The 16222-nt window shown below is 69.9% G+C and carries 15 protein-coding genes and 1 pseudogene; 9 read left to right on the top strand and 7 right to left on the bottom strand.

The genetic code is table 11. From position 1 onward, the window contains the following. Positions 1–80: 80 nt before the first annotated feature. The 5 genes from F9C12_RS24055 (at position 81) to dnaB (ending at position 5398) form a co-directional block, all read left to right on the top strand. The gene (locus tag F9C12_RS24055) at positions 81–443 is read left to right on the top strand and encodes a hypothetical protein (RefSeq protein WP_409184106.1); all 363 of its coding nucleotides are present in this window, start codon (positions 81–83) and stop codon (positions 441–443) included. Between the two features lie 7 nt (positions 444–450). Beyond that, positions 451–1050, top strand: coding sequence for a DUF3558 domain-containing protein (locus tag F9C12_RS24050; RefSeq protein WP_409184105.1), 600 nt, complete (start codon positions 451–453; stop codon positions 1048–1050). A gap of 42 nt (positions 1051–1092) precedes the next feature. Beyond that, a complete protein-coding gene (locus tag F9C12_RS24045; protein WP_409184104.1) occupies positions 1093–2472 on the top strand; it encodes a hypothetical protein in 1380 nt (459 codons plus the stop codon). An 11-nt stretch (positions 2473–2483) separates the two neighbouring features. Further along, positions 2484–3281: an ESX secretion-associated protein EspG gene (locus tag F9C12_RS24040; RefSeq protein WP_409184103.1), complete on the top strand. Its 798-nt coding sequence runs from the start codon at positions 2484–2486 to the stop codon at positions 3279–3281. Positions 3282–3994: 713 nt separating this feature from the next. After that, positions 3995–5398 (top strand): replicative DNA helicase, encoded by a 1404-nt coding sequence (gene dnaB / locus F9C12_RS24035; RefSeq protein WP_409184102.1) that lies wholly within the window; start codon positions 3995–3997, stop codon positions 5396–5398. A gap of 364 nt (positions 5399–5762) precedes the next feature. On the opposite strand, the gene F9C12_RS24030 is transcribed toward dnaB, so the two are convergent. Then, the gene (locus F9C12_RS24030) at positions 5763–6383 is read right to left on the bottom strand and encodes a TetR/AcrR family transcriptional regulator (RefSeq protein ID WP_409461919.1); all 621 of its coding nucleotides are present in this window, start codon (positions 6381–6383) and stop codon (positions 5763–5765) included. 93 nt (positions 6384–6476) lie between these two features. Between F9C12_RS24030 and F9C12_RS24025 the strand changes: the two genes are divergently transcribed. Further along, positions 6477–7307: an SDR family NAD(P)-dependent oxidoreductase gene (locus F9C12_RS24025; protein ID WP_409461918.1), complete on the top strand. Its 831-nt coding sequence runs from the start codon at positions 6477–6479 to the stop codon at positions 7305–7307. A 30-nt stretch (positions 7308–7337) separates the two neighbouring features. Here the strand turns inward: F9C12_RS24025 and F9C12_RS24020 are convergent. After that, positions 7338–7983, bottom strand: a pseudogene (locus tag F9C12_RS24020) (SDR family NAD(P)-dependent oxidoreductase). Continuing rightward, on the bottom strand, positions 7971–8726 hold the full coding sequence (locus F9C12_RS24015; RefSeq protein ID WP_409461917.1) for an SDR family NAD(P)-dependent oxidoreductase: 756 nt from the start codon (positions 8724–8726) through the stop codon (positions 7971–7973). Before F9C12_RS24015 ends, F9C12_RS24020 begins: the two are co-directional and overlap by 13 nt. Positions 8727–8772: 46 nt before the next feature. On the opposite strand from F9C12_RS24015, the gene F9C12_RS24010 reads away from it, so the two are divergent. Next, positions 8773–9372, top strand: a complete 600-nt coding sequence (locus tag F9C12_RS24010; RefSeq protein ID WP_409184096.1) for a TetR/AcrR family transcriptional regulator — start codon at positions 8773–8775, stop codon at positions 9370–9372. A 100-nt stretch (positions 9373–9472) separates the two neighbouring features. Here the strand turns inward: F9C12_RS24010 and F9C12_RS24005 are convergent, their stop codons facing one another. From F9C12_RS24005 to F9C12_RS23995, 3 genes are all read right to left on the bottom strand, one after another. After that, positions 9473–9832 (bottom strand): hypothetical protein, encoded by a 360-nt coding sequence (locus tag F9C12_RS24005; protein ID WP_409461916.1) that lies wholly within the window; start codon positions 9830–9832, stop codon positions 9473–9475. A 14-nt stretch (positions 9833–9846) separates the two neighbouring features. After that, complete coding sequence (locus F9C12_RS24000; protein WP_409461915.1) at positions 9847–10347, bottom strand: TetR/AcrR family transcriptional regulator; 501 nt, start codon at positions 10345–10347, stop codon at positions 9847–9849. A gap of 92 nt (positions 10348–10439) precedes the next feature. After that, positions 10440–10805, bottom strand: a complete 366-nt coding sequence (locus F9C12_RS23995; RefSeq protein WP_409184093.1) for an ArsR/SmtB family transcription factor — start codon at positions 10803–10805, stop codon at positions 10440–10442. A 95-nt stretch (positions 10806–10900) separates the two neighbouring features. Between F9C12_RS23995 and F9C12_RS23990 the strand changes: the two genes are divergently transcribed. Continuing rightward, entirely contained in the window at positions 10901–12145 is a 1245-nt protein-coding gene (locus F9C12_RS23990) for an MFS transporter (protein ID WP_409461914.1), read from the top strand. 31 nt (positions 12146–12176) lie between these two features. Further along, positions 12177–12956, top strand: a complete 780-nt coding sequence (locus F9C12_RS23985; protein WP_409184091.1) for a dioxygenase — start codon at positions 12177–12179, stop codon at positions 12954–12956. A gap of 82 nt (positions 12957–13038) precedes the next feature. Here the strand turns inward: F9C12_RS23985 and F9C12_RS23980 are convergent, their stop codons facing one another. Continuing rightward, the gene (locus F9C12_RS23980) at positions 13039–16155 is read right to left on the bottom strand and encodes a PE-PGRS family protein (protein WP_409461913.1); all 3117 of its coding nucleotides are present in this window, start codon (positions 16153–16155) and stop codon (positions 13039–13041) included. Between the last annotated feature and the right edge of the window lie 67 nt (positions 16156–16222).

Below are 16222 nucleotides of genomic sequence, written 5' to 3'. Positions count from 1 at the left end.
AACCAACTGGCGTGCGTTACCATCCAACATGCTGATCTCGCCGCTTGGGGAGCGAGAACTGTGCCAAAGGGGGTCACCGGATGTCCGACGTACCACCGCCCGCGCCGATCATGGTCGGCGGTTACGGAACGGCAGGCGGGTACAAATTCAGCGAGGACGAGGTCGACTCTGTCATCAAGCAGTGGGAAGACCTGCTCGCGAATCTGAACAACGACCTCAGTCACGCACGGACCATCGCCGAGGTCAAGCGTCCGGCGGACGAGTTCGCCAGCAACGACTTCGTCGACAAGGGAGCGAACCCCTCCGGACAGACCCTGCTCCAGCAGCACCAGCGCATGGTTGACTACGTCACCAACTTCATCACCGCGTTGAAGGCCGCCAAGAACAAGATCACCGTCGCCGAGCAGGAAGCACGCGACGCCGCAAGCAAGACGAAGGTCTGAGCTGCTCATGCCGCACCGCACCATCCGGATCGCCGCCGCTGCCGTCGCCGCTCTCGGTCTCCTGACCGCTTGCGGCGGAGGAAAAGCCGACGGAGGCAACACCCCCTCGCAGGCGCCCGCCAGCTCGAGCGCGACCGGAGGCGGGTCGGGCCCGAAGGTCCCCGCCGCGCTGCCCACGAAGGACCTGCTCGGCGACAACCCGTGCAAGGTCCTCACCGACGCGGAGACCTCCGATTTCGGCCTGGTCGTCCCGGGGAAGACGCTGACCGGGGATCTCCCCGGCTGCCAATGGAGGTCGGCCGACAACGGCCAGAACTCCATCGGCATGCGAGTGGTGCAGCAGAACAAGAACGGCATCAGCGACATCTACGACCAGAAGGCCCGGCAGGCGTATTTCGAGCCGGTCACCGTCGACGGATATCCGGGCGTCCTCGCGGACACGCAGGACGGACGCCCGTCGGGTACGTGCACGCTGTGGCTCGGGGTCACCGACCAGCTGTCCGTGTCGATCATCCCGGCGATCGGAGCCGGCCCGAACAAGAGCAACCCGTGCGGTCTCGCGCAGAAATTCGCGGGCGCAGTCGTCAAACATCTCAAGGCGGCATGACCGCCCAGCGGCCGGTGCCCGGCTCGGAAGGAGTGGCTCATCATGGGGAATGACGCCAACACCGTAGGCAAGGAATTGAAGTACGCGGCAGGCGGCGCCGTCGCCGGAGCCGCGGTCGGTTCGGTCGTGCCGGTCGTCGGCACCGCGGTCGGCGCGGTCGCGGGCGCGGCGGTCGGCAGCCTCGTCGGGCTGTTCAGCGGAGGCCCGGACGCGAAGCTCGCCGAGGCGGACCTCGGCGGCCGCTCGATCGACGCGCGCACGATCTGGGAGAAGATCCACGTCGGCGACAGCTCGTCGCTGCAGGGCGGCGTCACGGCGGCCAACAACCTCAAGACCGTGCACGACTCCCGGATCACCGAGATCGACAACCTGAACAAGAAGATGGACGCCGCCTGGCAGGGCGGCGGCGCCACCGCGGCGCAGGCGGGCGCGCACCCGCTCGGCGTCTGGCTCCAGGACTCGGTCAACAACCTCGGCAAGAGCCACACCTACCTGAACACGCAGGTCGAGTGCTTCTCGACGGTCAAGGGCAAGGTGCAGGAGATCGCCAAGGAACCGCCGCACGCCGGTTTCGTCGACGGGATCAACCCGTTCAGCGACAAAGACGACGAGATCAACCAGTACAACGAGACCGGCAAGGCGAACGTCCAGGCCTACACCAACTACTTCAACGCCAGCGGGCAGAACGCGAGCCAGCTGCCGCAGTACAGCGCCTGGCAGGGCAACAACATCTCCAACCCGGGCAGCAACGGCGGCGACTTCGGCGGCGGACCCGGCGGCACCGGCGGCAACTTCGGCGGCGGACCCGGCGGCGGGGGCGGCGGCTTCACCCCGCCGAAGATGGACCCGCCCAAGTTCACCCCGCCCACGACTCCGCCGCACACCCCGCCCAGCACTCCGCCGCACACGACGTTCCCCGGCGGACCGGGCGGTCCCGGGCACGGCGGCGTCACCGACCCGACCGGGCACTACCCCGGCAGCGGGAACGACGGCGTGACGACCTCGGGCTGGACGCCCCCGACCGACACCAGCAAGTTCACCCCGAGCACCTTCGGTCCCGGCGGCTCCGGCCAGTTCGGTCCGGGCGGCGGTGGCGGAGCGGGTTCCGGCGCCGGTGCGGCCTTCGGCCCGGGCGCGTTCGGCGCGGGCGCGGGCTTCGGTCCCGGCGGCTCCGGTTCCGGTGCGGCCGCGGGCGGCATGGCCGGCGGCGCCGGAGCGGGCGGCATGGGAGCCGGCGCCGGCATGCGCGGCGGCACGGCGGGCAAAGCCGGTGCGCCCGGAATGGGCGGCATGGGCGCCGGCGGCAAGGGCGGCAAGGGCCAGGAGGACGAGGAGCACCAGACGAAGTACCTGGTGGAAGAGGACGCCAACGAACTCTTCGGCTCCGACCAGCTGACCGTTCCTCCGGTTATCGGTGAATGAGGCCAGCCGACGTGATCACGCTTGACCGACCCACCAAGTTCACCCTCCCGACGCTGTACAACCTGATCCGGCGTCGGGGCGGTGAGCCCCATCAGGCCATCGCCGAAATCCCGGTGTTCCACGACCCGGACGCCGAGCGGAAGCTGGACCAGCAGGTCAACGAGGCGCTGACCGAGTCCGGTCTGATGGGACCCCGCGGCATGGACCGCGATCTGCTCGCGCTGATCGAGTCCATCTCGCATCCGCACCTGGAGTTCTACGGCTGGTTCGACGGCACGTTCTCCGACGGCAGCCCGGGCAACTACTCGGTGCTGTGCGGCAGCGGCAACGGCGGCGGCTTCGGGCTGCTCCGGATCATCGGCGAGAACACCGTCACGGTGTCGCGCCAGCGGCCGGACCTGCTGCTGCAGACGTTCCTCGACCTCATGCCCGCGGGCAAGGCGGCGAGCGGGCAACCGCTCGTCACCAGCCGCAGCGAGTACCAGAGCGGCCGGGCCGCCGGGTCGGAGGACGTTTCGCAGGGTTCGATCATGCAGAGCGGGCAGCGCAACGAGCAGCTTTCGCCGCTCAAGGAGATCCAGCGGATCCTCAAGCTGCCGCGGACCGGCAGCGGCGCGCTGTACGTCGCGGCCCGCCCGAACGGGGGACGGCGGCGGCGCATTCCGAAGCCGGTGAACTTCATCGACACCAGCGAGGGCCGCTGGCTGATGGAGGAGCGGCCGGGACAGGACTCGCTGATCGTGTTCACTCCCGGCACGATGCAGGCGATCTCCGAACGGCTGCGCCAAGCGCAGAGCGCCTTGGGCTGAGCGCCCCGAGCGTTACTCCGGGTGGGGTTCCCGGCATGGCACCGCGAGGTGGCCGGCCGGTGAACTCCACCCGGTTTCGCGTTTGCACCCGGTTAACCTGCGGTTTTGCCTAGTTGCTCACTGTGTGCAGCCGTCAGCTGGGCCGGGCGGGCAACTCTCCTTCGTTCAGCCCATCGGGTCGACTCTCTACCGTGCGTAGCAACCATCCACAGGACGGTGGACGGACACGGGTGCGACACGCCGAAGAACCAGTTCGACGCGACACGCCGGACGAGTTTTCGCGAAGTTCTCCACAGTCTCTACACAGGCCTTGACCTGCGGGTTTAGCGAAGCTGATCTGCACTGTCCCCACTTTGTCCACAGGCTTGCCGGTACCTGTGATTCGTTGCTCCCAGTCATCCACAGGTTGTCCACAGGACGGTCAACACCCGGAATTGCGCTCGTCCTTCCGGGGGATCTAGCGTGCGTTCGCGCCCAGTACTCCCGGTGGCTCCGCGTGGCGGTCACCGGTACGGGGAACCGCCCGGTCCATCATCGAAGAAGATCGAACGGGCGAGGTGGGAAAGCCGGGCCGACTCCGGCATACTCGAACAGGTGTTCGCCTGGACCGGTCTCTTCGCGAGGCGGGCGGTGGACGCGGTTCGGCACAGGACAGGCGCACGAAACGACGGGGACGGCCGGAACGACGGCCGGGCGAGGGAGGTGTCCGGGCAGTGGCGGTGACCGATGACCGCGGTCCGGCGTACGCGGAGTCCGATCCGGGTCCGGGCGACCCCGGCCCCGGCGGGTTCGACCGCCAGCCGCCGCAGGACATCGCGGCGGAGCAGTCGGTGCTCGGCGGCATGCTGCTGTCGAAGGACGCGGTCGCCGACGTCATCGAGGCGCTCGGCCCCGGCGATTTCTACCGGCCCGCGCACCAGGCCGTGTACGACTGCATCCTCGACCTCTACGGCCGCGGCGAACCGGCCGACCCGATCACCGTGGCCGCCGAACTGGAACGGCGCGGCGAACTCGGCCGCGTCGGCGGCGCGCCGTACCTGCACACGCTCATCGCGACCGTGCCCACCGCGGCCAACGCGGGCTATTACGCGGAGATCGTGTCCGAGAAGGCGGTGCTGCGCCGGCTCGTGGAGGCGGGCACCCGCATCGTGCAGTACGGCTACGGCGCGGCCGCGGCCGACGGCGCGAACATCGACGAGGTGGTCGACCGGGCACAGGCCGCGATCTACGACGTCACCGAACGCCGCACGAGCGAGGACTACGTCGCGCTGGAGGACCTGCTCCAGCCGACCATGGACGAGATCGACGCGATCGCCTCGCGCGGCGGCCAGTCCCAGGGCATCCCGACCGGGTTCGCCGACTTCGACGAGCTGACCAACGGCCTGCACCCCGGCCAGATGATCATCGTCGCCGCCCGTCCCGGTGTCGGCAAGTCGACGTTGGGACTGGACTTCGTCCGCTCGGCGTCCATCAAGCACGGCCTGACCAGCGTCATCTTCTCGCTGGAAATGAGCCGGACCGAGATCGTGATGCGCATGCTGTCGGCCGAGGCGAAGATCCGCCTCGCCGACATGCGCGGCGGCAAGATGTCCGACGACGACTGGACGCGGCTGGCCCGGCGGATGAGCGAGGTGTCGGAGGCCCCGCTGTTCGTCGACGACTCGCCGAACATGACGATGATGGAGATCCGCGCGAAGGCCCGCCGGCTCAAGCAGCGACACGACCTGCGGCTCGTGGTCGTGGACTACCTGCAGCTGATGACGTCCGGCAAGCGCGTCGAATCGCGGCAGCAGGAGGTCTCGGAGTTCTCCCGGCAGCTGAAGCTGCTGGCGAAGGAGATCGAGGTGCCGGTGATCGCGATCTCCCAGCTGAACCGTGGCCCGGAACAGCGCACCGACAAGAAGCCAATGCTGTCGGACCTGCGTGAATCCGGCTCCCTGGAGCAGGACGCGGACATCGTCATCCTGATCAACCGCCCGGACGCCTGGGAACGCGACGACCCGCGCGCCGGCGAGGCCGACCTGATCCTGGCGAAGCACCGGGCCGGTCCGACCAGCACCATCGTGGTCGCGCACCAGCTGCACTACAGCCGGTTCGCCGACCTCGCCCACGACTGACCCGAGCCGCTGCGGGGTTTCAGCCTCCACTGCGGCCCGCCAGGCCGGGCGAGTACGCGCTGATGGACACCACGCGGTTGGACGTGTTCACGCTGGACCCGGTCTCATCGGTCGCTTCATCTCCGCTTCATTGATGAAGAGCGGACCCAGCGAGCGGCCGAAAGCCCTTGGGTGGAGTGGTACCGGAATCAGACGGACCGAGTGCGAGCCAAGTCGCTCGAGACCGCGGAACGGCTCAGGGCTGAAGAACCTAAGCGGCAGTGAGGCCAGCTGCGGAATCGCGGATCACGCAAGATCAACATGTCAGGTGTGATTAGACCCTGCAGCCGGTACCGCTACTTCCGGTTCTCGTCAGCCGCTTCGGTTATCCGGCGCGGACGGCGGCGAGCGCTCGGTCGGTGAGCGAGTTCAGCTCGTCGAGGCCACCCTTGCCGCCGTGTTGGAGCCAGATGGCGGTGGCGGCGTCGAGGCAGGCCAGTGCGGTGGCGACGATCGCCTGTCCGCGCAGGCCGGGCGGGTCGGCGCTGTCGCCGAGGCGGCGTTCGACCTCGGGGGCGAGCTGTTCCTGCCACCGCAGGTGCTTCTCCAGGTGGGCGGCGCGCAGGCTCGGGCTGGCGGTGACCAGCCGGGCGATCGTCAGGCCGCGCTGTGGGTCGGCTTGGGTGCCCAGCACCCCGAACGCGTGCCGCAGCGCCTCCCAGATGGGCTCGTCGTCCGGGCGTGCGCGCAGCGCTTCCAGGAGCACCGGGCCCTGCTCGGCGAGGTCACCGAAGACGATGTCCTCTTTTGTGCCGAAATAGCGGAAGAAGGATCGCTTGGAGATCCCGGCCGCGGTGACCACCTGGTCGACGGTGGTGTCTTCGAATCCCTGCTCCAGGAACAGCCCCAGTGCGACGTCCATGACCTCCTCGCGGACTCGCCGCCGGGTCCGTTCCCACATCGGGCCCTCGTCCGCCGCACCCGGACGGTCCATGCGCGCGATCACGCAGCCACCCTAGCAGGCGATGCCTGTTCGACCCTTGGTGCCCGATAGACATCTAGTGCTAACCTGGCACTAGATGCCAACCAAGGAGTCGACATGCCGCTAGACCACCAGGGCGCACTGACGCTCGTCACCGGGGCCAGCTCCGGAATCGGTGCCGAGTTCGCTCGCCAGCTCGCCCGCCGAGGCTCGGATCTCGTCCTCGTCGCCCGCCGGGCGGACCGGCTCGAAGCACTGGCCGCGGAACTGAAGGCCGCGCACGGCGTGACCGTCACCGTGCTTGCCTGCGACCTCACCGCGCCGAACGCCGTCGCACACGTCGCCGCCGAGCTGCGCGAGCGCGGCCTGCGGCCGACCGGGCTGGTGAACAACGCCGGCTTCGGCACGAACGCGCCGTTCGCTCAGGAGAAGCCCGAGCAGTTGCGCACCGAGATCGCCCTCGATGTCCAGGCGGTCGTGGAGCTGACCAGGACGTTCATCGAGGACCTGCGCGCGGCCGACCGCGGCGTCCTGATCAACGTCGCGAGCATGGCCGCGTACACCCCGGTGCCGTGGATGGCGGTTTACGGCGCGGCCAAGGCGTTCGTGCTCAGCTTCACCGAGGCTCTCTGGTACGAGTACCGGGGAACTGGCCTGCGCGTGCTGGCACTGTCTCCAGGGGCTACCGGCACCGAGTTCTTCGACACTGCCGGCGCGGAAGCGGCCAGCGGTCGCCGGCTGCAGACACCGCGGCAGGTGGTCGAAACCGCGCTGCGTGCGCTGGACCGGCGCAACCCGCCGCCCAGCATCGCGGTCGGCCGGGCGAACCGGCTGATGCTCGGGTTGGGCCGGCTGGCCAGCCGCAAGCGCTCGGTCATGCTGATGGGGAGATTGACCGCATCCGGGGCCACGACGGTCCCCGCCACGACGCCGCAACCCGCCCGCTGAGCGCGGCGCTCCTGTCCCGATCAGGCGGTCCTATCTGACCGTCAATCCACCGTCGACGCGCAGCACCGTGCCGGTCACCCAGCGGGCCTCGTCCGAGGCGAGGTAGACGGCGGCTTCGGCCACGTCCTCGGGTTCGCCGATCCGCTGGGCCGGATACGCGTCGCGGACGTAGTGCTCGTAATCCGCGCGCTGGTCCGAGGTCATCCGCGCGAGATAGCCGCGTTCGAACGTCGGCGTACGGATCGAGCCGGGCGCGATGGCGTTGACCCGGATGCGCGGACCGAGTTCGTTGGCCAGTGCCTTGGTGAGCGAGTTGAGCGCGCCGCGGGTGGCCGAATAGACCGAGGACGGGCGCCCGGCGACCATTTTGTCCGCCCAATAACTGGAAATGTTCACGATCGCGCTCAACCGCTCGCGCAGCAGCTGGGTCAGCACCACCGGGACGCGCAGGTTGAGGTGCACCATCGCGTCGAACAGCGGCGACGAGTGCGTCCTCGTCGTTGAGGTCGACGGCAACGGTGCGCGTGTTCGGCAAGGTCACGGCGGCGAGCTTCCGGCTGTCGCGCGCGAGAAGCACCAGGTTCGCCCCTTCCCGCGCGAACGCCGTGGCGATGGCGAGGCCGATTCCCTCGCTGCCGCCGGTAATCAACGCGGTCTTGCCGGTCAGGCGATCCATCGGGTCTCCAAGTCGGCCAGCTGGCGGATCCGGGCAGCGCGGATTCCGGCGACGGCATCGCTGCCGACGGCGAGCCGCAACGGCGGTTCCGGCAGGTCGACCAGGGCGAGGATCGCGGCCGCCACTTCCTCCGGCTCGGTCGGCTGCCGAGCGTCGCGTCCGATGCGGTCCAGCCGGGCGGCGAGGTCGTCGTAGTCGGCGATCGTCCCGGGACGCTCGCGTTCGGCCCAGCTCCGGCGAAAGCCCGTGTTGACGGCGCCCGGTTCGACGATGCTGACGCGGATGCCGAACGGAGCCAGCTCCTCGGCGAGCGACACCGACAACCCCTCAAGTGCGTGCTTGCTCGCCGTGTATGCACTCATCCCGGGGGCGCCGACCTGCCCGGCCAGCGAGCTGATCTGCACGAGATGCCCCGACCGAGCGGCCCGCAGGTACGGCAACGTCGCCCGCAGGACGTCGGCGGCCGCGAAGAAATTGACCTCGAACTGTTCGCGCAGTGCCGAATCGGGCAGTTCCTCGAAGGCCCCGGCCGCCGCGTAGCCGGCGTTGTTCACCACGACGTCGATCCGGCCGAAAGCGGCGACGGCCTCGGCGACCGCCCGCCGGACTTGCCCGGGATCGGTGAGGTCGACGGATTTCCGGCCGAGAGCGATCACTTCGTCCCCGGCCGCCGAGACCGATCGGGTCAGCGCCGAGCCAAGGCCTCCGGACGCACCAGTGATCAGCCAAACTCGTTTTCCCATGCCTTCACGCTAGACGGAGAACCCTTCTCCGTCTAGCGTGAGGGGCATGACCGGACTGCGGGCGGACGCCCGGCGAAGCGAGGCGGCGCTGGTCGCGGCGGCGCGAAAGGCCGTCGCGGAAGTCGGACTGGAGGTGTCGACCAACGAGATCGTCAAGCGGGCCGGGGTCGGGCCGGGCACGTTTTACCGGCGCTTCCCGTCGCGGCAGGCGCTGCTCGAAACGATCCTGCTGGAGGTGATCGGCGAACTCGAGGACAAGGCGCGGGCCGCACTCGAGGATCCCGATCCAGGCCGGGGTTTCGCCCTGCTGTTGCGGGCGTTCACGCTGTCCCAGGTGGAAAACAAGGGACTGTCGGACGCATTGGCCGCGCAGGGCGGAAGTCCCGAGGCCGCTCAAGCACGCGAACGTTTGCGCGATCTCATTCGCCAGGCGACCGAACGCGCACAGCGGGCCGGCGCTGTGCGCCCGGACCTGTCGTGGGCCGACGTACCGTTCCTCGCCGCCGCCGCGGCGGGGATGACCCAGAACTGTCTCGACCTTCGTGCTGGCGCGGTGCAGCGAGACCGGGTGCTCGCCGTGCTGCTGGCTGGCACCGCGAATTCCGGCCCTGAACTACCCGGGGAACCAGCCACCTTCGCAGAGTGACGCAGTCGCCGTCTGCCCTTCGCCGCGCATCCGCCAGGACTGATCTTGGGGGCATCCTCCGGAGACGAAACCCGGTCGTCGGCGGCGAGACCCACCGGGGCTACTTCCGGCTGCTCAGCGCGTTCTCGACCAGCGCGACGGTCTCGCGGGGGTCGTCGACCTGGAGGACCAGGCGGGCGTAGCGCTCGTCGGCGAGTTCCAGCACGACGGCCTTCGCCGGGTCCTTGACGTCCCAGAAGACTTTTTCGCCGTCGAGGTGGAACGTGCCCGCCGTGATCACGCCCGGCACGTGGGCGCCCGGTGCGCGGATTCCCTTGGGCTCGGCGGCGATGCCCGGGTCCGCGGTCGCGCCGCGGACGTTGGCCAGCGGGATGGTCAGGCTGCTTTTGAGCGCCCAGAGCTTGTCCAGACCTTTGATCTCGACCACGAGGTTGTCGCCGTCGATGGTGACCAGTGCCATGTCTGTTTTCCTTGTCAGTCGAGGGGATCGAGCCGGTGGGCCAGCGCGGTGCGGGCACCGCCGGGGTTGCCGCGCAGCCGCAGGCCCAGCGCGGCTGCGGTGAGCGCGGCGGCCAGCTCGGCGGAAATGCCGAGCGCGTCGGCGATCGCTTGGTCGAGCGCGGCCAATGCCGCGTCCACTTCGGCGGACACCTCCTCGTCGGCCGGTGCCCGCTCGACCGCCGCGAGCAGCAGCAGGCCGAGGTTCGCCGAGGCGACGAGCCGCAGCGCGGTCGCGGCATCCGTTGCCGCGGCGAGCGCTTCGGTCAGAGGGCGGACGTCGTCGGCGACGTGGCGGCGCAAGGCGACCAAGTAGAGGCCGCGCTTGCTGCCGAACGTCTTGTACAAGCTGTTGCGGTGCACGCCGAGGTGAGTGACGAGGTCGTCGACGGACACCCCGTCGTACGCCCGGCCGCCGAACAACTCCACGGCGGCACGCACTACCTCGTCCTCGTCGAATGCCCTTCGCCTGCCCATGCCCCGACCATAGACTTTTGAGGAACGATCAGTCAAGAACGACCGTTCCTCAAAAGTGCCGGACCGGATTCTCGCGGCCACCCGGCCACGAACTAAGCAGCGGGCTGCCAGTCCGCGACGAGGTCCAGCAGTCCGGGAAAGCGCGCGTTGAGATCCTCCGCGCGCACCCGGCTGCGTCGTTCCAGCCCGTATTGCCGCTGCCGCAGCACACCCGCCTCGCGCAGCGCCTTGAAGTGATGGGTCAGCGACGACTTCGGGCGGTCGAAGCCGAACCAGCCGCACGGATGGTCGTAGGCCTCGCGTTCCAGCAGCAGTTTCCGCACGATCGTCAGCCGCAGCGGGTCGCTCAGTGCGGCCAGGACGGTTTCCAGCCGCAGGTCTTCCCGCGCCGGTTCGGGCAGCGGCGGCGGGAGTTCGGCGGGCGGGGCATCCGGGTCGGGCACCGTGGGCGAGCGCATGGCCTCATTCAACCACTCCAGTACGAGATTAGTCGAACTACTGCTAAGTTCGAGTTCGCTCGTACTAGTTCGAACTATCTCGTACTGGAGGATCCATGGCCGTCGTCGCGCCCTCGCGGGCCGGCAGTCCCTGGCTCGCCGCGTGGCCCGTCACCGCGGTGTTCGTGCTTTCGAACGCGCCCACGCCGCTGTACGTGCTGTGGCAGCACCGGCTCGGGTTCTCCGCCGGCACGCTCACGGTGATCTTCGCGGCCTACATCGCCGGGCTGCTGGCCGCGCTGCTCGTGGCGGGCCGCGCCTCGGACCGACTCGGGCGCAAACCCGTTGTGCTGCCTGGGGTTTTGCTCGCGCTGATCGCGTGCGGATTGTTCGCCGTCGCGACGTCGGTGCTCGCGTTGGCGATCGCTCGGCTGCTGGCGGGGATCGCGGTCGGCATCACGGTGTCCGCGGGAATGGCGGCCGTCGTCGATGTCGGCGGACCTGAACGCGCTCGGACCGCGACGCTCGCCGCGTCCACCGCGATGGTGTTTGGGGCCGGACTTGGGCCGTTGCTTGCCGGGGCGTTGTCGGAGACTCTGCCGGGGCCGACGGTGACGATCTTCGTGGTTTCGGCCGTGCTCCTGCTCAGCGCGGTCGTCGTGGTGGTCCGGCTGCCACTGCGGCGTCCGGTCGATTCCGGCGCGGGCGGCTGGGTGCGCGTCCCCGCTGTGCCGCGAGCGCAGCGCAAGTACGTCGCGCTCGGGATCGCGGTTTTCGCACCGGGAATCACGTCGACGTCGTTCGTGCTTTCCCTCGGACCAGCACTGCTGGCGAGCGTGCTCGGCACCAGCAACCGCCTGCTCGCCGGGGTGACCGCGTTCGTCATGTTCGGTGCGGCGACGGCGGTTCAGTTCGCGGCGAAGCGATTCGAGGTCCGCGCCATCCTGCTCACCGGGGCGGCAGCGGCGGTCGCCTGCATGACCGCGTTGCTGATCGCCGTCCACGCACAGTGGATCGCGGCTATCGTCGTGACCGCCGTGCTCGCGGGAGCCGCGCAGGGACTTGGACAACTCGGCGGGCTCACCCTGATCAGCACCCACGTACCCGAGCGGCGGCGCGCCGAGGCCAACGCTCTGCTCAATTTCGGCGGCTATCTTCCGGCCGCACTGCTGCCCGTCGGCACCGGCTACCTCAGTGACGCGCTCGGAATCGCTACCGGGGCAACCGTTTTCGCCGTGGTTCTCGCAGTCGCCGCGCTTGCCGCCGCCGGAATCGTATGGCGGCCGATCAGGACGTCCCCGGTAGGAGCCGGTCGCACGCGAGGACGAATTCGCCAAGACCGCGAACAGGGCGTACGGTAATAGTTGAACTTTCAAACACTTGGAGGCAGCCATGGCGACCCGCACCCCGGTCCTGTACCTGAGCCACGGTGCGCCGCCGCTCGCCGACGACGCGACGTGGACCCGCCAGCTCGCGGAGTGGTCCGCCGACCTGGCGAAACCACGCGCGATCCTCGTGGTTTCGGCGCACTGGGAAGAAGCTCCGCTGACACTCGGGGCGACCACGACGGTCCCGCTCGTCTACGACTTCTGGGGCTTCCCCGAGCGCTACTACCAGGTTGAATACGCCGCACCGGGCGCTCCGGAGCTGGCCGCGCAGGTGCGCAAGCTGCTGCGTTCGACCGGCACCCCGGTGCACGACGACCCGGACCGCGGCCTCGACCACGGCGCGTACGTCCCGCTCGTGGAAATGTTCCCCGCCGCCGACGTCCCGGTGCTGCAGATTTCCATGCCCTCGCTCGACCCCCGCGCGCTCTACGACCTCGGCCGCAAGCTCGCGCCGCTGCGCGACGAAGGCGTGCTGATCATCGGCAGCGGATTCTTCACCCACAACCTCGTCGCGATGCGGGAAGTCAACGGCACCAACGGAACTCCGCCGCAGTGGTCCGCGGAATTCGACCACTGGGGCGACGAGGTGCTGCGCGCCCGCGACCTCGACGCGTTGCTCGACTTCCAGCACAAGGCCCCGGCCGCCGCGATGGCGCACCCGCGGATCGAGCACTTCGCGCCGCTGTTCGTGTCGCTCGGCGCCAGCTCGGCCGAAGGCGAGGGCCGCACGGTGATCGACGGTTTCTGGCACGGCCTGGCGAAGCGTTCGCTCGAATTTTCCTGACCCAGCACGAAAAAACGGGCCCGGAAGCACGTGGCTTCCGGGCCCGTCCGGGTTATCCCCGGCCCGTTTCAGGCGAAACGGTTCACTTCTTGAAGAAGCTGGTCACCTTCGCGGCCAGCTTCTGGAACGCACCCAGCGGACCGGTCGCGTCGCCGAGCGCCGGCACGGCCGGAGCGGTCGGCATCGTGGTCGGCAGGGTCGTCGGCACGGCGGGCACACCCGGCACGGCCGGCAGCGCGGTGACGGCCGGCAGCTGGTTCAGCGTCGGCAGCGAGGTCTTCACCGGCAGCTGAGCCGGAACGGCCGGAACGTCGGCCCGCTCGGCACCGCCCTTGCCCGGCAGGGCCGGAACGCCCGGCAGAGCCGGAACGGCCGGAGCCGACGGCAGGTGGACGCCGTTCTGCAGCCCGGACACCGACGGCAGCACCGAAGCGCCCTTCAGCTGGTTCAGCTGCCCCAGCGCGGACAGGCCGCTGACCTGCGGCACGTCGGCCCGCTGGGCGCCCGGCAGCGCCGGGGCGGGCAGCGTGGTGGCGGTGGGCAGACCCGACAGGCCCGGCAGGGCCGGAGCCGACGGCAGCGCCGAGGAACCGCCCGCCAGAGCCGGCACGGCGGGCAGCGCGGGGAGCTGGTCAGCGCCCATCTCGCCGCCGAACGGCACGTCGATGGCCGGCTCGGGGTCGACCACGGTCGAGTTGGTGGCCTCGGCGGTGGCGATGCCGAGCACCTCCAGCGGAACGCCGAAGACCTGCACCAGCGCACCCAGCGGGTGGTAGTAGTCGAAGCCGGACAGGGCCTCGCCGGAACCGTCGGTGCTGGTTTCGTCGCTTCCGTCGGTCACCGTGGTGACGTTGTCGCCGACCGCGTGCGCCACGCCGCCCACGGCGACCGCGTCGCCGAAGACCTGCGCGACGACCGGGACCGGGAAGTCGAGGATGTCGCCCGAGAGCGAGCCCTCCACGCCCGAGGTGGTGTCCTTGCCGGCGTCGGTGACGACGGTGTTGTTCACGCCGTCGCCCGAGGACACGCCCGCGACCGAGACCGCGTCGCCGAAGACCTGCGCCACCGGCGCGGGGTCGACGCCGACGATGTCGCCCGCGACCGCGCCGCCGTCACCGTTGGTGAGAGCGTCGCCGCCCGCCGTCGAGGTGATGTCGTTGGTGGCGGTGCCGTGGCCGAGCGCGCCCCCGGCGAGCCCGTCGCCGAAGATCGTGCCCGCGCCCGCGATCGGAGCCTTGACGATGTTGCCGGCGAGCGCCGCGTCCTTGCCGTCGGTGCTGGCGTCGCCGCCCGCCGTCGAGTCGGTCAGGTTGTCCGACATGCCGGTGCCGATGCCGGCGACCGCGCCGCCGACGCCGTGGCCCTGAACCGGCAGCGAGACCGGGGCCTCGACGATGTTGCCCGCGCCCGCGCCCTTCGTGCCGGTGGCGTGCACGTCCTGGCCCGCGGTCGAGGTGGTGTCGTTGCTGGCCTTGCCGTGGCCCTGGCCGACGAACGCGCCGCCGATGCCGAACAGCTGCACCGGGGTCGAGACCGGGACGGTGCCGAGGTTCGAGCTGAGGAACCCGTTGTCGTCCTGGGTGTTCCCGCCGCCGCCTGCCTTCACGACCTTGGTCTCGGAGCCGTCGCCCGAGCCCTGGCCGATGAACGAGCCGCCCACGCCGAACACCTCGGCCGGCACGGCCACCGGGACCTGCACGATGTTGCCCGAGCCGGACGAGTCGTTGCCCTGGCTGCCGTCGTAGTTGCCCGCGGTGACGGTCTTGGTCTCGGTCGAGGTGCCCGAGGCGTTGCCGATGTGGCTGCCGCCGATGCCGTGCACCTCGGGGGCGCCGGCGATCTGGGTGTTGACGATGTTGCCGGTCAGCGTCGAGCCGTTGCCGCGGGTGTAGCTGCCGTCGCCGGAGGTGGCGGTGGTGGTGTTGTCGCAGTTGGCGACCGCGCGGCCGATGTAGGTGCCGCCCACGCCGCACGCCTCGACCGGGAGCGCCACTGCCGGGTCGACCACGTTGGCCGAACCGGCGGCGTCGTTGCCGCTCGTCTTCACGAAGCCGCCGGAGGTGGCGGTGGTCTCGTGGCTGGAGGAGCCGTTCTGGCCGGTGTCGGCGTTGCCGATCCAGGAGCCGGCGACGGACGCGACGTTCGCGACCGGGCTGGCCTGCGCGGTGCCGGCGTTGCCGGACAGGAACGACTGGTCGCCGTCGGTCTCGATGTAGGTCGGGATGCCCTTGAGGCTGCCCGGACGGGTGTTGCCCGCCTTGGCGTCGGCCGAGGAGCTGGAGGTGGAGTCCGCGTCCGAGCCCCACACGCCGCCGGCGTTGCCGTTGAACTTGACCGGCAGCGCGATCGGAGCGCCGACCACGTTGCCGCTGCCCGCGGCGCCCTTGCCGTTGGACTTCATCGAACCGCCGGAGGTGGCGGTGGTGTCGGCGTTGTAGTCGCCGCTGTAGGCGTTGCCGAGGATCCAGGACGCGGCGTTGCCGGTCACCTGGACCGGGGTCGCGAACTGGCCGCCGACGACGTTGCCGGACAGGCCGGAGCCCTCGCCGGTGGTGTCGATGTTGCCGGTCTCGCTGGTGCTCTGATGCGCCGAACCGCCGTGGACCGCGCCGCTGCCGCCGGCAAGGCCGACGCCGTTGCCCGCGATCTGCACCGGGAGCGCGTAGTCGAGCGCCACGACGTTGCCCGCGATGCCGGAGTGCTTGCCGTCGGTCGCGATGTCCTGGTTGTGCTCGTACGTCTGGGTGTGGTCGCCACCCTGCACGTTCGCGTCGCCGATGACGCCCACCGCGTTGTCGACGATCTGGATCGGGACGACGATGTCGCCGCTGACCTTGTTGCCCTTGACCGCGTCGCGGGTCGGCGTGACCTGCCGGGGCGCGTCGGTCTTCGGGAGGCTGCCGGTCAGGCTGCCGGCGGAGCCGCCGGGCGTCTTCGCCGAGGCGAGCGCTCCCTTGACGGCGGAGGTGACGGGCTTGGTGCTGATCTCGTTGTGGTGCGCCGGGAGGTCGACCTGCCCGAGCGGGGTGCCGATCGCGTTGTTGGCCTCGTCGATCGGGACGGTAACGTTGAGATCAAGCGGGGAGGCCGGGGTGTCCGGGTTCACGTTCTCGTCGGCCGAGGCGATGCCGGTGCCCAGCATCAGCAACCCACCCGTGACCAACGCGGTCTGGAGTCCGCGCTTTGCCCAGGTCTGCATGGGATTTTTCTCCTTCATATCGGGGTCCCTTGCGGGTTTGTGGCGGTGCGTCCTTGCGGTCAGGAAT

The organism is Amycolatopsis sp. GA6-003, from assembly GCF_046267895.1.
Classification (GTDB): Bacteria; Actinomycetota; Actinomycetes; order Mycobacteriales; family Pseudonocardiaceae; genus Amycolatopsis.
The sequence above is the reverse complement of the archived record's forward strand: the minus strand, read 5'-3'. Positions and strand labels throughout refer to the sequence as shown.

Excerpts from the sequence above, each read along its gene's own strand:
- F9C12_RS24055 (WP_409184106.1), top strand. The coding sequence starts at position 81 with ATGTCCGACGTACCACCGCCCGCGCCGATCATGGTCGGCGGTTACGGA.
- F9C12_RS23985 (WP_409184091.1), top strand. The coding sequence starts at position 12,177 with ATGGCGACCCGCACCCCGGTCCTGTACCTGAGCCACGGTGCGCCGCCG.
- F9C12_RS23990 (WP_409461914.1), top strand. The coding sequence starts at position 10,901 with ATGGCCGTCGTCGCGCCCTCGCGGGCCGGCAGTCCCTGGCTCGCCGCG.
- F9C12_RS24010 (WP_409184096.1), top strand. The coding sequence starts at position 8,773 with ATGACCGGACTGCGGGCGGACGCCCGGCGAAGCGAGGCGGCGCTGGTC.
- F9C12_RS23995 (WP_409184093.1), bottom strand. The coding sequence starts at position 10,805 with ATGCGCTCGCCCACGGTGCCCGACCCGGATGCCCCGCCCGCCGAACTC.
- F9C12_RS24050 (WP_409184105.1), top strand. The coding sequence starts at position 451 with ATGCCGCACCGCACCATCCGGATCGCCGCCGCTGCCGTCGCCGCTCTC.
- F9C12_RS24025 (WP_409461918.1), top strand. The coding sequence starts at position 6,477 with ATGCCGCTAGACCACCAGGGCGCACTGACGCTCGTCACCGGGGCCAGC.
- F9C12_RS24005 (WP_409461916.1), bottom strand. The coding sequence starts at position 9,832 with ATGGCACTGGTCACCATCGACGGCGACAACCTCGTGGTCGAGATCAAA.
- F9C12_RS24000 (WP_409461915.1), bottom strand. The coding sequence starts at position 10,347 with ATGGGCAGGCGAAGGGCATTCGACGAGGACGAGGTAGTGCGTGCCGCC.
- F9C12_RS23980 (WP_409461913.1), bottom strand. The coding sequence starts at position 16,155 with ATGCAGACCTGGGCAAAGCGCGGACTCCAGACCGCGTTGGTCACGGGT.
- F9C12_RS24015 (WP_409461917.1), bottom strand. The coding sequence starts at position 8,726 with ATGGGAAAACGAGTTTGGCTGATCACTGGTGCGTCCGGAGGCCTTGGC.
- F9C12_RS24045 (WP_409184104.1), top strand. The coding sequence starts at position 1,093 with ATGGGGAATGACGCCAACACCGTAGGCAAGGAATTGAAGTACGCGGCA.